The sequence below is a fragment of the Maricaulis maris MCS10 genome, from assembly GCF_000014745.1.
In the GTDB taxonomy this organism is placed as follows: Bacteria; Pseudomonadota; Alphaproteobacteria; order Caulobacterales; family Maricaulaceae; genus Maricaulis; species Maricaulis maris_A.
This window is the reverse complement of the sequence record NC_008347.1, coordinates 2,000,001-2,013,388: the sequence shown is the minus strand read 5'-3', so window position 1 is coordinate 2,013,388 and position 13,388 is coordinate 2,000,001. Positions and strand designations below refer to the sequence as shown.

Below are 13,388 nucleotides of genomic sequence, written 5' to 3'. Positions count from 1 at the left end.
CTTCCTTCAAATCCGGTTGGCCGGGCGGCCATGGACAGCGGACTGCAGCGAAACATCCGTGCCAGGTGCATCCGCCGTCCGGCAAGCCGGAGCATTGCAGGAGTCATTATATGCGATAGCCGAAAAGTGAAACTGCCAATGGTCTGTTTATTCGGCTTTGGCTCGGTCTACCTTGTTGCAAATTGAAAGCTAACTGCACTGTTATGGAAACCGGTATGTCAAAAACGATCCTGATTACCGGCGCGACAGACGGGCTAGGCTTGGCGACTGCGCGTGAGCTGGCAGGCCTGGGGCACCGGGTTTTGGTCCATGGACGGAACGCAGACAAGCTGGACGCCGCGCGCCAGGAGCTGCAAGGCATCGACGGCGGCGGTCCGGTCGAGACCTTTCAGGCCGACCTCTCGGAGCTTGAAGGTGTCGATGAGTTGGTGACCCGGCTGACCAACCGAAAAGGCAGGCTGGATGTTGTGATCAACAATGCCGGCGTGTTTCGCCTGCCGGGAGATACGCTAAACCGGGCAGGGATAGATCTTCGATTTTTCGTCAACATGATCGCCCCCTACCGGTTGACGCGGCTCTTGCTGCCCCTGATGCCGGCTGATGGCAGGGTCATCAATCTGAGCTCGGCAGCTCAGGCAGCCGTTGATCTTGATGCGGTGATCGGGCGGGTCCGTCTGGAGGATGGCGAGGCCTATGCCCAGAGCAAGCTCGGCCTGACCATGTGGTCGGCCTGGCTGGCCGGGTTGGTTGGCCGGAACGGTCCGGCCATTCTTGCGGTCAATCCGGGCTCCTTCCTGCAAACCAAAATGGTCCGGGACGCGTATGGCGTCGCTGGCAACAGCATCGAGATCGGTGTGGATGTGCTCGTACGTGCCGCGTTGGACGACAGGTTTGAACGCGCAACGGGGCGGTATTTCGACAATGATCAAGGCCGGTTTGCGGCCCCCCATGCCGACGCCATGGACGACGACAAGCAGGCCCGCCTTGTTGACCTGTTGAACGCCGTCCTGGCGCGGCTTGGCGGCAATACTGATCTGGCGGATACGCCAAGCGCTCCGGTAAACTGACCGGTCACGCCGGTAGCGCCCGAGGGACGTCTACCGCGCACACTGCCCGCCCACGCTTATCGAGACTCGGTGTCCGCAGCATCAGCCTCAGCCGCAGCCTCCGCCCGGGCTGCGATCAGGGCGCGGGCCGCGTCATTGCTCTCGACTTCCTCGATGGTGTCGAAATAACAGCGCCCCTGTTCGGTCTGGATGTATTCGAAGTGCGGATTGTGGATGGTGGTGTGGGAGCGAAGGCTGAGACCGATGCCTGTGCTCGAGCGCAGGCCGAAACAGCGGCGCTTCAGGGTCACCAGGTAGCGGCGGCTGGCGCCGGCCCGCAGGACCAGGTGCTGGCGGTCGAGCACGGCATAACCATTGAGGCCGCGCAGGCGGACCGGGCCGTCGGGCGCAACAAGGTCAGTCGGCTCTGCCTCGGGGCTCGCTGCCGGGGCGCTGTCCTGCTGCGACAGGGTCGGCGCGGCGGCGGCGATCGTCATGCAGCCGGCCAAAAGGCTGGCCAGGGCTAGACGGGTTGTGGAGCGTTTCATGATCGTCTCCTGTATCGGTTCGGTTCGGTCGTCCCTCTCAGGTAATATCCGCCGCTTGAGGCCCGCTGGCAAGCACGTCGCCGGACGGCGTTAACGCCGGGTTAGCCACGTTTCTGCGAGTCTGGACAAGCGATTCGCGCGCCTGTCATCGGCGCAAGCTACCGGCAATACGCCTACGGAGACTCAATTGGTCAGCCCCGTCGACACGCACAGCCAGGACTTCACCATGCGCGCCATCCGTCAGGCGGCGCAGGAAACCGGCACAGATTTCAATTTTTTGGTCGATACGGCCGCGCGCGAGAGCAATTTCGATGTTCGCGCCGAGGCTCGCACATCCAGCGCAGCCGGCATGTTCCAGTTCATCGAGCAGACCTGGCTGGGCGTGATGGCTCGCCGGGGCGCCGAGCATGGCTATGAAGAGGCGGCCGGTGCAATCAGCCAGGACGCCAATGGCCGTTTCGTTGTTTCCGATGCAAGCCAGCGCGAGGCCATTCTTGACCTGCGCTTCGATGCGGTTGCCTCGGCCCGCATGGCTGGAGAGCTGGCGGCGGAGAATAATCGCGTGATCGAAGCGCGGATAGGCCGCCCGGCATCGGGCGGCGAACTTTACGCGGCGCATTTCCTTGGCGCTGGCGGCGCGGCCGAGCTGATCGCCGCGGCCCAGGAAACGCCGGACCAGCGCGCCGACACGCTTTTCCCCGCTGCAGCGCGGGCCAACCGGCCGATTTTCTATGAAGACGGCCGGGCCCGCACTTCGCGCGAAGTGCTGGCCGTGTTGACCCATGAAGGCAATGGAAGCGGCCGCATCAATGCGCGGGAACTGGCGTCAGCGGCTGCAGTGCAAGGTGTGGGCAACATGTTGATGCCGGCGATCGCGGCAGCGGATGGCAGCCAGTCGCCGGACGCGGGATATGGCTCGATATCGGCCCCTTCGCCGGTCGTGCAATCGGTCGCCTCGATGCGCAGCAATTTGCGGGTCGGCAATGGCGAATTGTCGCCGGCATTGGTCGAAATACTGGCATCGCTGGATGCACCGCGCAGCGGCCGCGCCCGCAATTCGTAAATGCGCATACGGCGCAGGCAAGCTTTCATTAAGCATGTCGCGGCTAAATTGGTGTTCGATCGACAGGTCTTGAAACGGAACCGCCATGAGTGTTGTTGCCCTTAGAAACCGTCTGACCAATGATGATATCCGCCGTCTGGTAAAAGGTGAGAACGACGAGACGCGTGCCATGGCGGCCCGCAAGATTTGCCGCCGCATGGATTCGGCCTCGCTTACCGACGCGGAACGCAAGGCGGCCCAAGATATCCTGGCCGTTATTGCCCGCGATGCCACCGAACTGGTTCGCCGGGCCCTGGCCATCACCCTTCGCCAGTCCCCCAATCTTCCCCGCGAGATCGCCCGCAAGCTGGCGCTGGACGTCGACAGTGTGGCTACGCCGGTACTCGAATCCTCGCCGGTCCTGACGGATGAAGACCTGCTTTCCGTGCTGCAGGATGCTGAAACGGTCAAACGCTGTGCGATTGCCGGTCGGGCCAAGGTCGCGCCGATCATCGTGCACGAATTGCTCGACAGCCGTGACGAAGCCGCGGTGTCAATCGCAGCGGCGAATGATGGCGCCGAGTTTGACGAGGCAGCCTACCAGCGCGCCTTCACCGAGTTCTGCGAGAGCAGCGGCGTTATGGACTCCTTCGTGGCTCGTTCGCACCTGCCATTGGACGTGACTGAGCGTCTGATCGCGCATGTCAGTGATGTGGCCCTCAACCGCCTGGTCAAGTCGCATGCCCTGCCGCCGCAGCTGGCCGTCGAACTGTCCGAAGGCGCCCGGGAGCGGGCGACGCTGGACCTCGTTGACCAGGCCGGGCTGGCACACGATCCCAAACATTTCGTTCAGCAATTACGTCTCAACAGCCGTCTGACACCGTCGCTGATCCTGCGGGCCTTGTTGCGTGGGCATATTGCCTTCGTCGAGCATGCCTTTGCGGAACTGGCCGGGGTGACGCATTCGCGAGCGTGGCTGCTGGTTCATGATTCCGGACCCTTGGGTCTGCGAGCGGTCTACGACCGGACCGGCATGCCATCGCGTCTTTATCCGGCCGTCCGTGCGGCGCTGGACGTCTATCACGGTATGGAAGTGCCGCAGGATGAGGTTGGTCGTGCGCAATTCCGCCGCGTACTGGCCGAGCGCGCGATCACCCGCTTCCAGGGCATTCCGGAAGAGGATCTGGACTATGTTCTCAGCCGCTTCGATGACGATGCCGCTCCGGAAAAAATTGCCAGCTAGCCTGGCCGTCCTGGCGATCGTTCAGACACAAAAAAGGGGCCGGTGCTGATGCGCCGGCCCCTTTTTTGTGTTTGGTGACTGCGCGGCGCGTCAGTCGTCCTTCCATGGTTCGGCAAAGGCAGTGGTTTGGGTCTCCAGCTCGGAGGCGAGTGCCGCGGCGACCGGATCATTGTCATCCCGGATGTTTTGCGACAAGGCGGCGCGGATGGCGCCGACATGGGCCAGGGCAAGGCTTGTCGGTGCCTTTTGGCGTTTCTCGTCCATATCGATCATCTTGGTCAGCGACTTGGCCAGCCGGGTGATGATCGGGAATTCATAAGTCGTGCCGAGGCCGCGCAGATCGTGGGCGCGAACGAATAATTCCTCACCTTCACTGCCCTTGAGACCCTCGTCGCGGACAATCTTGGCGGCCGTTTCAAGCTTCACGACTTCTTCTTCCAGCCATTGGCCGAAATCCGAGCGAAGATCCTTGAGGGCTTCCTCGGCTTTCTGGATCATGTGCAGGTCGCCCTGGCTGACGGGGCCGCCAACCTTGATCTGCAGCATGTTCGGGGCGGAGATGACCTCCACATCCTTGTTGTTGGCCATGGGACGTCCTCTAGCTGGCAGTCGCGATCGGGGCGGAATCTGCTCCGATACGGGTATGGGTGTCGGCACCGAGCGTCTCGCGCAAAGTCTGGGCGAGGCTGGTCGCAGTGAAAGGTTTGGTCAGGAACGCGTCGACCCCGGTCTGACGGGCCTGGCGGATGCGCTCATCGGCAGTATAGGCGGACAGCATCACGACCGGCAGGCGAGGCGGCAGACCGGAGTGGCGGTCGCGCAAGGTGCGGACGAGATCGATGCCGTCGCGGGGTTTCATCTTCCAGTCTGTGATGACGAGATCGATCGGCTTGATCCGCAGGGTTTCCAGCGCCCGTTCGACGGTATCCACCTCGACCACGCGATTGCAGCCGAAAGCTTGCAGCGATACGCGCAGCGCGCCACGCAAGGCAGCGCTGTCATCCACCAGCAGGATGGTCATGCGGGACAAAGTATCGGTCAGGGCGTCAGTGCTCATCACGGGGGCCGGGTCCGCTCGAAATTACCATTCAGGCAAACTAGCGCGGCTTGCTTAACGCCAGCCTAAATCCGCTCAGTTTTCGAACTGCTCGACCAGAATGCGTTCGGCGAGGTCACGGCCCGGATCGAAAAGCATGGTCAGTGTGACGTCGTGGGCTTCCACGACATCGACCCGCGCAATTTCCCGGAATTCCTGATTGTCGGCGACGGCCGAGACCGGGCGCAAGGAAGGTTCGACGATTTCGAATCCGACGCGGACATTGCGGGGCAGCAGTGCGCCGCGCCAGCGGCGGGGCCGGAAGGCGCTGATCGGGGTCAGCGCCAGCACGGTCGAATCGAGCGGCAGGATGGGGCCGTGCGCCGACAGATTGTAGGCGGTTGACCCGGCGGGAGTTGCGACCAGCACGCCATCCGACTGAAGTTCCGACATGCGGCTCTTGCCATCAATGGTGATCTTGATCTTGGCGGTCTGCCGGGTCTCACGCAGCAGGGAGACCTCGTTGATCGCCAGCGCTTCGAAAGGTTTGCAGTGAATGTCCTCGCCGATCGCACGCAAGGGATGGATGCGAGCCCGTTCGGCGCGAGCCAGGCGTTCGGTCAGCCCGTCTTCGCGGAACTCGTTCATCAGGAAGCCGACCGATCCGAAATTCATGCCATAGACCCGGGCGCCGGTCTTGATGGACCGGTGCAGGGCATCCAGCATCAGCCCGTCACCGCCAAGCGCGACGATGATCTCGGCTTCCTCGACCGGGACGTTTCCGTACAGGTTCTCGAGGCGCGCCTTGGCGGCTTTCGCCTCCGGACGGGGGCTGGCTAGAAAGGCAAGAGAGGCGGTGATGGAGGAACCCGAAAGAAAACCTGATGGAACAGCTTCTTATTCAAGCCCTCGTACCCATCTGACGCAAGACCTTGGCCGCTTTTTCCGGCCCGTACATGCGAAAGACGTTGGCGGCCGCTGCCATCGCGTCACCTTCCAGGGCCTGATGAATGCGGCCGGACCGTTGGAGGGTCTTGTGGATAATCGGGTAGGCGGTCCGCTCCAGCTGTGCAGCCTGACAGGCCATGGCCGCAGCGCGCACGCCGCTCATGGCCAGTGCCACACGCCACTGCGAGGCCTTGATGCTGCACAGGGCGGCGATGGCGTGATCGAAAACAGCTTCCTTGCCGGCCTTCAGGGCGTCCATCGCAAACCGTCCGCTGAGTTCGCCGGCGTCGCGGGCATCCTGCACTTCGCGCGCTGCCGCCTTGTCGACATCCTCGGGGGTCGCTCCCAATGCCGCTTCGACGGCCAGGGATTCAACCTTGCCCTTGTCCAGGCCAAAGCGGCGATAGAGCTCTTCACGCCAGTTGTCCGGCATCATGATGCACAATTGTGTCGCATAGTCGGTGGACAGGTCGTGACGCCGGGCCAGGGCCTCGCGCAGCTTGGGGTGCTCGCGAGCGACATGGAGGCAGACCTCCAGCGTGTTCTCTGAAATCTCGGCGGTGTCGTTATTGGCCAGGGCGCGCAGGACGATCGGCTCGCCGGGCTTGGCGAGTTGATCGGTGACCGGCAGGCAAAGATTGGCGCGCATGGCAAGATGACGACGGTGCTCGATCGATCCGGTTTCGGCCAGTTCGATCATGTCCTTCTGGGTGAGCAGATCGCTCTTCTCGATGATGATCGCCGAAATCTCGATCTGGTCGAAGGCCAGGTGCTTGATAGCGGAGTGTGGCGCCCATTCGCAGTCAGCCAGCTTTTGCGCCATCGCAATCTTGGTGTCGAGATCCGACTTGCTGGTCAGGGTGATCAGCAAATCGCCCGCGATCGGTTCGGCACCTGGTGAAAGTGGATGCGCGACACACATCTCCGTGACGCCCAGTGCAAGTTGCTGGCGTTTCGCGGGATCTCGCACGGCGGCGAGGAGGTGAAGTGCTTGGGCAGGATTGGCAGCCATGGATCTTGATTTGCGGTTGATTACATTGACCGCTATCGATGACAGCAACGCCTTGAAAACTTGTTAATCCGGGCGGCGGCAGAGGGGTGATTGAGCTGTGGAAGACATGCGACCGGTGTCAGTTGCGGCACGCTTTTCGGGTGTGCGCGAGGCAACGCAATTACTGGTGGCGGACCTCGGTGTGGAGGACATGGTCATCCAGTCCATGCCGGATGTCAGTCCGACCAAATGGCACCTGGCTCACACCACCTGGTTCTGGGAGACGTTCCTGCTGCGGTCCCAGCTTGCCGGGTATCGGGAATATTCGGGCGAATTCAATTACCTGTTCAATTCTTACTACAACGGGATCGGGGCCCGCCATGCCCGGTCGGAACGCGGTTTGCTCAGCCGTCCGACGCTGGCGGAAGTCATGGCCTATCGGGCCCATGTCGACGAGGCGATGTCGCGTTTACTGATGCTTGACCATATCGCTGAAAACACGGCGATCCAGGACCTGGTCGAACTGGGTCTGGCCCACGAACAGCAGCACCAGGAACTGATCCTGACCGACATCAAGCATGTGCTGTCTCGCCATCCGTTCGCGCCCGCGGCCTTTGCCACGCCCACAGATCCGGGAATAACGGCAGATGATGGCCCGTGCGGCTGGGTGGAGTTCGACGGCGGCGTGGTCGAAACCGGCACGGATGGTGGTCGCTTCCACTTCGACAATGAAGGCCCGAAACATCAGTCCATACTGACCCCCTTTGCCCTGGCGGACCGCCTGGTCAGCAATCGAGACTACCGCGCCTTCATCGAGGATGGCGGCTATCGGACAGCCGGACTCTGGCTGTCGGACGGTTGGGCCAAGGTTCAGGCCCAAGGCTGGGCGGCGCCGCTGTATTGGCGGGACGGTGACGGTGGCCCGGAAATATTCACCCTGCATGGGCAGCAGTCACTCGATCTGGACGCTCCGGTTGTCCATCTCAGCTATTATGAGGCCAGTGCTTTCGCCGAATGGAGCGGTGCGCGGCTGCCGGACGAGCGGGAGTGGGAAGTCGGCGCGTCGACGCGGCGGTCGGTCGATGGGCGATTCTGTTCGCCCGGTCGGTCGGCCCATCCCGGAGCGACCCCAATGCATCGAAGCGCCGGGGCCGGGCTGCGACAGGTATTCGGTGACGCCTGGGAATGGACACGGTCAGCCTATTCCCCCTATCCGCGCTACCGACCGGCACCCGGTGCTGTCGGGGAATACAATGGTAAGTTCATGTGCGGGCAGTTTGTCTTGCGCGGCGGCTCGTGTGCCACCCAGCCGGGCCATGTGCGGCCCAGTTATCGCAACTTCTTTCCGCCGGAGGCGCGATGGCAGTTTTCCGGCCTGCGCCTGGCAAAGGACATTTGACGCAGCCAGTGGCAGGGCCGATCCTGCACAATGTTGGCGATAACGATACAAGCCATGGGGAGAACATCATGGACGATCAAGCAAATATCTCGGTCAAGGATCAGGTTTCGGCCGAGGAATGGAAGGCTCGTTGCGATCTGGCAGCGCTCTACCGTCTCGTGCGCATGCATGGCTGGGACGATCTCTTTTTCACACATATTTCTATGCGCGTTCCGGGGCCTGACGAGCATTTCCTGCTCAACCCGTTCGGGCTGCTCTATGAGGATGTGACGGCGTCCAACCTCGTGAAGGTCGACCTGGACGGCAATGTGCTGCCGCCATCACAATTCGGGATCAATCCGGCCGGGTTCGTGATCCATTCGGCGATCCACGCGGCCCGCCATGACGTGGCCGTGGCGCTTCATCTGCATTCGGATGCCGGTGTGGCCGTGGCCGCCCAGAAGGGTGGATTGCGGCCAATCTCCCAACTGGCGATGAATGTCTTCAATGATGTGAGTTATCACGACTACGAAGGTATTGCGCTGGAATCGGAAGAGAAAGAGCGCCTTGTAGCCGATCTTGGCGAGAAAAATCTGATGATCCTGCGCAACCATGGGACGTTGTCGGTTGGCGATCACCCGTTTAGCGCGTATATTCGTATCTATCTACTGGAGCGTGCCTGCCGAATTCAGGTCATGGCCCAGGCGGGTGGAGATCTGATCGAATGGGACGAGAAGATGCAGGACCGCGTCTTCGGGCAATCCGGGGAGATCGCGTCAAACGACTTCTTCAAGGAAATCGCCTGGGCGGCCATCATGGATCGCGTCCGTCGGGAAAGCCCCGGCTTCGACGTCTGATCGCGATCGCCTGCCTGGCTGGCGTGTCGGGACCTGTCCTGGCACCGCCAGCAGCGGCCGGCGCCTGGCCGCAGTCCAAGGGCGAAGGGCTGATCATCATTACATCGCTCGTCGACCGGGCCGATCATGCCTATGACAATGACCGGCAACGCCGGGATGACGGCTATTTCCACAAGGATGAAACCGCTGCCTTCATTGAATACGGGGTGAGCGCTCGGGATACGCTGGTGGCCCGCATCGCCTGGCAGGACGTGCGGCGTCTGCGTGACGCGTCCTATGACCAGGCGCAGGGGTTGTCGGCCAGCGAGATCGGGTGGCGCCGCCGCCTTTGGCAAGGAGAGCGTTTGGTCCTGTCAGCGCAGATCGCCGCGCTGATACCCGGCCAGGGCGAGAATGTATCCAACCAGGCATTCGGGTCAGGCGACATGGCAGCCGATTTGCGCGGCCTCGTCGGGCGCAGTTTCGGTGAACGGGGCTTCGCCGAAGCGCAGCTTGCCTGGCGCTGGCGCGACGGTCCCTGGCTGGATGAAGCCCGTTTCGACCTGACCGCCGGTTGGCGACTGACCGAACGCTGGCAGGTGCTGGCGCAATCCTTCTCGGTCTGGAGCGTGGAAACAGATCGTGTCGGTGCCCGCAGTTATGACCAACACAAGCTCCAGCTTTCGATCAGCCGGGACCTTGGGCGCCAGACAGTCCAGATCGGTGGCTCGATCACGCCCAGCGGTCGCAATGCGATTGAGCAACGCGCCCTCTTCATGTCCGTCTGGCGCCGGTTTTGAGCTTTATTCTACGGCGGATTCGACCGCAATGTAGGCTATCAAGTCGCGGCGATCCTCGGGGTTACGAAGACCGACAAAACTCATGCGATTGCCGGGCACAAGCGCCCGCGGGTTGGCGATCCAGGCGTCCAGCGTTTCCAGGTCCCAGGTTAGTCCGGCGTCCTCCAACTGGCTGGAAAAGCTGAACCGGTCTGCAATTGCGGCCGGGCGGCCGATAATCCTATGCAGGTTGGGCCCAACAGTGTGGCGACCGCCTGCATCGAGCGTGTGGCAGGACTGACAGCGCCGGAACTGCCGCGCGCCGTTTGCGAGATCGGCAGAGGCGTATGCTTCACCCAAACTGTCCAGAATGACGGTCTGGACAATCGCGCCCATTACGGCGTCGTCGGCGGCCACCAATGTCGCAGCCGTGTCAGACGAGTTCGCTGCAGTGGCCGGGGCCGGGTCGTTTCCGCACGCAACGAGCGCGAAAAGCGGAAGGAGGGCAAGGCGGGCTGGTGTCATGAGTTCGATTCCCATTGGCAGTTCGGAGCGATGTTATAGCGCGGTCAGATTGCACCAACATGCGGCAGGATGACACCGGCTTGCATTGACATGCTGCTTTGAAGGCCTCGGGGCAGCCTGATCCCTTTTTTTCGCTTGTTTCCCGCAACGCAATGACCAAGAAGTAATGTGGGGACCCAAAAGAGGCATTTGGACAGGATGCATGACCGATCACGGCTGTCGGCCGTCATGATATGTGGAGCCGGGCATTCCGGCTCGACACTGCTGGGTATGATCCTCGGCAGTCATACCGATGCATTTTACATGGGTGAGGGTGGCAAGGCGCGCTATCTCGGTGATGAGAAGAAGCCGCTCCGCAAACGCGTCTGCAAGATCTGCGGCGAGGACTGTCCGGTCTGGGCCGGGTTTGAGTGGAATGGCGTCAGCCCTCTTTATGCGCAGGTGGCCGCCCATGTCGGCCAATCGGTCATCATCGATTCCACCAAGGATGAGCGCTGGATCGAATCGCGCGCTGAAGAGGTTCGCGAGGGCGGTGGCACGCCGATCCTGTTGATGCTCAGCCGGGATGGTCGCGCGGTCGTCAATTCACGCCTGCGCAAATACCCGGACCGTGATCCGGGCGAACAGATCCAGGCCTGGATCGACAAGATGGCGACGGCGCAAGCCCTGTTTGACGGCTTTGACGGCCCCAAGATGCGTGTGCGCTATGAGGACCTGGCCGAGAACAGCGCTGCGACGATCAAGGCCTTGTGCCGGTTGATCGGCCTTGAATACCAGCCCGGCATGGCGGATTTCGCATCGGTCGAGCACCACGTGTTGGGCGGCAATAGTGGCACCCAGTTCATCGCCGCTAGGTCGCGCTTCGATGATCCCGACGAGGCCTTTGTCAGCCTCGGTTCACGAACGCGCGACTATTACGAAAACCATTCCGGCGGGATCGAGCTCGATTTGCGCTGGAAGTCAGAGTTGAAGCCCGAACATCTCGCCATGTTCGAGCAGATGGCTGCGACGGCCAATGCGCCGTACCAGTGGGGGGACTGAAGAATGGCGAAGGTTGACTTGGTATTCCGTCAGATCGACGAGCGCACGCGTGATGTCGCGCTCGAGCTGGCAATCGAGAACATCCAGCCGGATGCGGTGCATGTCATCGATGACGTCCGGCCGTTTACCGAGTGTGTTGCGCAGATGCTGCGGATCGAGCATGATTGCGACTATGTGGTCTATGTCGATGCCGACTGCCTGATCCTCGAAAATATCCGCCCCTTTATCGACAATTGCGATGCGCCCTATGTCGACGCCTATGTCTCGGACCGTTTCCGCGGTCGCTTGCATTGTGGTGTCCATATCACCCGCATCGACCTGGTACGCGCCATGGCAGCGGTCGAGGTGCCGGAGGATGATCTGAAATACGTGCTGCGGCCGGAGTCGCGCCTGCGCAACCTGGCCATGAAGCCGATGGGCTCGGCCAAGCAGTTCCGCAATTTCGACATCCTCCATGACCATTTCCAGTCCTTCCACCACATCTTCATGAAATACGCGCTGCGCGAATTGCGCAGCCGGACCAAGATCCAGAGGCAACGTCTGACCCGGTCTATGAAGAAATGGGTGACCAATGACGGGGAGTTCTGCGACCTGACCATGGCACGCCATGCGGTCGAGTATGCGCGGCGGATGGTTCCGGACAGTGCCACCCCTGACGAGGTCCACGCCTTCATCACGGCACTGCCCGAGCACGCCGAATCCGAGCTGGCCCAGCTGGGAATCGGCGCTGAAGCATCGTTCACGCGGGATGACCTGACAGCCTGGCTCGAGGCCAATTCAGATCGGGTTGCCTATGGCACCAAGGCCGACAAGCCGAAAGTATTCGGGCTGGGCCTGTCACGGACAGCGACGCGGTCCCTGACTGCCGGCCTGCAGATGCTGGGCTTCGATTGCAGCCATTATCCGATAGACGAGGACACCTATATCGAGATTGCCAACGCCCAGTATGACCTGACCCTGCTGCGCTATTATGATGGCCTGACCGATATCACCACGATCCCGATCTATCAGCAGCTCGACAAGCAGTATCCCGGCTCGAAATTCATCCTGACGGTGCGCGACAAGGAAAGTTGGCTGGGTTCGGTGTCCCGGCACTATTACAACCGGCCGGCTTTCAAGGACGTCAACGACCCGGACGAGGAAGTCCACCTGCGGATGCGCCAATTCCTGCGGGCGACCGTTTACGGGTGCTATAATTATTGCCCCGAGCGTTTTTCCTGGGTCTATGACCAACACATCCGCAGTGTGATGGACTTCTTCAAGGACCGGCCCGACGACCTGTTGGTCCTCGACATCTGTTCCGGTGAGGGGTTCGAGAAACTGGCGCCCTTCCTTGATCGGCCGATCCCGGCAGAAGCTTTCCCGCACAAGGGGGCCGTTCTGTCACGCCGGATAGCCGAGGAAGCCGCGGCTCAAAAGGCGCGGGTCGCCTGATCGCTCATGCCTGATCCCGATACGGACCAGCCCGACGAACATGTACCGTCCTGGCGGGACCGGTTGAGTGCTGCGGCGCGCACGCTGGCGATCATTGGTCGGACCCGACCCGCCTTGACCGCGGTGATTGTCGGTCTGACAATTGTCGTGGCCTTGTTGCCGCCAGCTGCGCTCTACGTCTCCAAGCTGCTCATCGACGGCGTGCTGCTGGCGATCGATACCGGGTTGGAGGCCGACCGTCGTGCGGCGCTGCAGCTGGTCGGAGTCGAGGCGGCCATTCTGGCCGTGCTGCTGGTGCTCCGGCGCGGGCTCGTGTTCCAGAAATCCCGGTTGCACGCCGAGCTCGGATTTGCGGTGTCGCGCCTCATATTGGACAAGGCCAACCGCTTCTCCCTGGCTGAGATCGAGCATCCGAAAGTCCAGGAGATGTTGATCCACGCCAAGCAGTTTGCCTCCGCTCGCCCCTACGGCTTGGTGGTGCGTGGCTTTGATCTTCTGCAGGCCAGTGTGACCCTGGTCTCTATCACCGTGCTGCTCGCTG

At 61.8% G+C, this 13,388-nt stretch carries 15 protein-coding genes (1 of these 15 only partly in view); 9 read left to right on the top strand and 6 right to left on the bottom strand.

Annotated elements, in window-relative coordinates; all coding sequences use genetic code 11:
- Positions 1-215: 215 nt before the first annotated feature.
- Positions 216-1,067, top strand: coding sequence for an SDR family NAD(P)-dependent oxidoreductase (locus tag MMAR10_RS09595; RefSeq protein ID WP_049755799.1), 852 nt, complete (start codon positions 216-218; stop codon positions 1,065-1,067).
- A gap of 56 nt (positions 1,068-1,123) precedes the next feature.
- Here the strand turns inward: MMAR10_RS09595 and MMAR10_RS09590 are convergent, their stop codons facing one another.
- Positions 1,124-1,594: a DUF6491 family protein gene (locus tag MMAR10_RS09590; protein ID WP_011643782.1), complete on the bottom strand. Its 471-nt coding sequence runs from the start codon at positions 1,592-1,594 to the stop codon at positions 1,124-1,126.
- 187 nt (positions 1,595-1,781) lie between these two features.
- Between MMAR10_RS09590 and MMAR10_RS09585 the strand changes: the two genes are divergently transcribed.
- Together MMAR10_RS09585 and MMAR10_RS09580 are read left to right on the top strand one after the other, a co-directional pair.
- Entirely contained in the window at positions 1,782-2,657 is an 876-nt protein-coding gene (locus MMAR10_RS09585) for a hypothetical protein (protein ID WP_011643781.1), read from the top strand.
- Positions 2,658-2,742: 85 nt separating this feature from the next.
- On the top strand, positions 2,743-3,879 hold the full coding sequence (locus MMAR10_RS09580) for a DUF2336 domain-containing protein (protein ID WP_011643780.1): 1,137 nt from the start codon (positions 2,743-2,745) through the stop codon (positions 3,877-3,879).
- 90 nt (positions 3,880-3,969) lie between these two features.
- Here MMAR10_RS09580 and MMAR10_RS09575 read toward each other — a convergent pair whose 3' ends face one another.
- The 4 genes from MMAR10_RS09575 to MMAR10_RS09560 form a co-directional block, all read right to left on the bottom strand.
- Positions 3,970-4,467: a hypothetical protein gene (locus tag MMAR10_RS09575; RefSeq protein ID WP_011643779.1), complete on the bottom strand. Its 498-nt coding sequence runs from the start codon at positions 4,465-4,467 to the stop codon at positions 3,970-3,972.
- Positions 4,468-4,477: 10 nt separating this feature from the next.
- Complete coding sequence (locus tag MMAR10_RS09570) at positions 4,478-4,936, bottom strand: response regulator (RefSeq protein ID WP_011643778.1); 459 nt, start codon at positions 4,934-4,936, stop codon at positions 4,478-4,480.
- Between the two features lie 75 nt (positions 4,937-5,011).
- Complete coding sequence (locus MMAR10_RS09565; protein WP_041636907.1) at positions 5,012-5,776, bottom strand: NAD kinase; 765 nt, start codon at positions 5,774-5,776, stop codon at positions 5,012-5,014.
- A 40-nt stretch (positions 5,777-5,816) separates the two neighbouring features.
- Complete coding sequence (locus tag MMAR10_RS09560) at positions 5,817-6,875, bottom strand: DUF2336 domain-containing protein (protein ID WP_011643776.1); 1,059 nt, start codon at positions 6,873-6,875, stop codon at positions 5,817-5,819.
- A gap of 106 nt (positions 6,876-6,981) precedes the next feature.
- On the opposite strand from MMAR10_RS09560, the gene egtB reads away from it, so the two are divergent.
- The 3 genes from egtB to MMAR10_RS09545 all read left to right on the top strand — a co-directional run bounded on the left by egtB (position 6,982) and on the right by MMAR10_RS09545 (position 9,868).
- On the top strand, positions 6,982-8,253 hold the full coding sequence (gene egtB / locus MMAR10_RS09555; RefSeq protein WP_041636905.1) for an ergothioneine biosynthesis protein EgtB: 1,272 nt from the start codon (positions 6,982-6,984) through the stop codon (positions 8,251-8,253).
- Positions 8,254-8,321: 68 nt separating this feature from the next.
- Positions 8,322-9,089 (top strand): class II aldolase/adducin family protein, encoded by a 768-nt coding sequence (locus tag MMAR10_RS09550; protein WP_011643774.1) that lies wholly within the window; start codon positions 8,322-8,324, stop codon positions 9,087-9,089.
- Positions 9,090-9,112: 23 nt separating this feature from the next.
- Positions 9,113-9,868 carry a hypothetical protein gene (locus MMAR10_RS09545; protein WP_011643773.1) on the top strand — a complete coding sequence of 252 codons (756 nt, stop codon included), beginning with the start codon at positions 9,113-9,115 and terminating at the stop codon, positions 9,866-9,868.
- A 3-nt stretch (positions 9,869-9,871) separates the two neighbouring features.
- Here MMAR10_RS09545 and MMAR10_RS09540 read toward each other — a convergent pair whose 3' ends face one another.
- Positions 9,872-10,264 carry a c-type cytochrome gene (locus MMAR10_RS09540; RefSeq protein ID WP_190273910.1) on the bottom strand — a complete coding sequence of 131 codons (393 nt, stop codon included), beginning with the start codon at positions 10,262-10,264 and terminating at the stop codon, positions 9,872-9,874.
- 306 nt (positions 10,265-10,570) lie between these two features.
- Here MMAR10_RS09540 and MMAR10_RS09535 point away from each other — a divergent pair, with 306 nt between their 5' ends.
- The 3 genes in view from MMAR10_RS09535 to MMAR10_RS09525 are tightly spaced (at most 6 nt apart) and all read left to right on the top strand, a layout consistent with a single transcriptional unit that may run on beyond the window.
- The gene (locus MMAR10_RS09535) at positions 10,571-11,413 is read left to right on the top strand and encodes a sulfotransferase family protein (RefSeq protein WP_011643771.1); all 843 of its coding nucleotides are present in this window, start codon (positions 10,571-10,573) and stop codon (positions 11,411-11,413) included.
- Between the two features lie 3 nt (positions 11,414-11,416).
- On the top strand, positions 11,417-12,847 hold the full coding sequence (locus tag MMAR10_RS09530) for a sulfotransferase family protein (protein WP_011643770.1): 1,431 nt from the start codon (positions 11,417-11,419) through the stop codon (positions 12,845-12,847).
- Positions 12,848-12,853: 6 nt separating this feature from the next.
- A protein-coding gene (locus tag MMAR10_RS09525) for an ABC transporter ATP-binding protein (protein WP_011643769.1) crosses the window boundary here: on the top strand, positions 12,854-13,388 show its 5' portion. The gene runs 1,292 nt beyond the window's last position; only the first 535 of its 1,827 coding nucleotides appear in the window; the start codon lies at positions 12,854-12,856; its stop codon lies off the right edge, out of view.

Excerpts from the sequence above, each read along its gene's own strand:
- MMAR10_RS09535 (WP_011643771.1), top strand. The coding sequence starts at position 10,571 with ATGCATGACCGATCACGGCTGTCGGCCGTCATGATATGTGGAGCCGGG.
- MMAR10_RS09560 (WP_011643776.1), bottom strand. The coding sequence starts at position 6,875 with ATGGCTGCCAATCCTGCCCAAGCACTTCACCTCCTCGCCGCCGTGCGA.
- MMAR10_RS09575 (WP_011643779.1), bottom strand. The coding sequence starts at position 4,467 with ATGGCCAACAACAAGGATGTGGAGGTCATCTCCGCCCCGAACATGCTG.
- MMAR10_RS09580 (WP_011643780.1), top strand. The coding sequence starts at position 2,743 with ATGAGTGTTGTTGCCCTTAGAAACCGTCTGACCAATGATGATATCCGC.
- egtB (WP_041636905.1), top strand. The coding sequence starts at position 6,982 with ATGCGACCGGTGTCAGTTGCGGCACGCTTTTCGGGTGTGCGCGAGGCA.
- MMAR10_RS09570 (WP_011643778.1), bottom strand. The coding sequence starts at position 4,936 with ATGAGCACTGACGCCCTGACCGATACTTTGTCCCGCATGACCATCCTG.
- MMAR10_RS09590 (WP_011643782.1), bottom strand. The coding sequence starts at position 1,594 with ATGAAACGCTCCACAACCCGTCTAGCCCTGGCCAGCCTTTTGGCCGGC.
- MMAR10_RS09595 (WP_049755799.1), top strand. The coding sequence starts at position 216 with ATGTCAAAAACGATCCTGATTACCGGCGCGACAGACGGGCTAGGCTTG.
- MMAR10_RS09530 (WP_011643770.1), top strand. The coding sequence starts at position 11,417 with ATGGCGAAGGTTGACTTGGTATTCCGTCAGATCGACGAGCGCACGCGT.
- MMAR10_RS09550 (WP_011643774.1), top strand. The coding sequence starts at position 8,322 with ATGGACGATCAAGCAAATATCTCGGTCAAGGATCAGGTTTCGGCCGAG.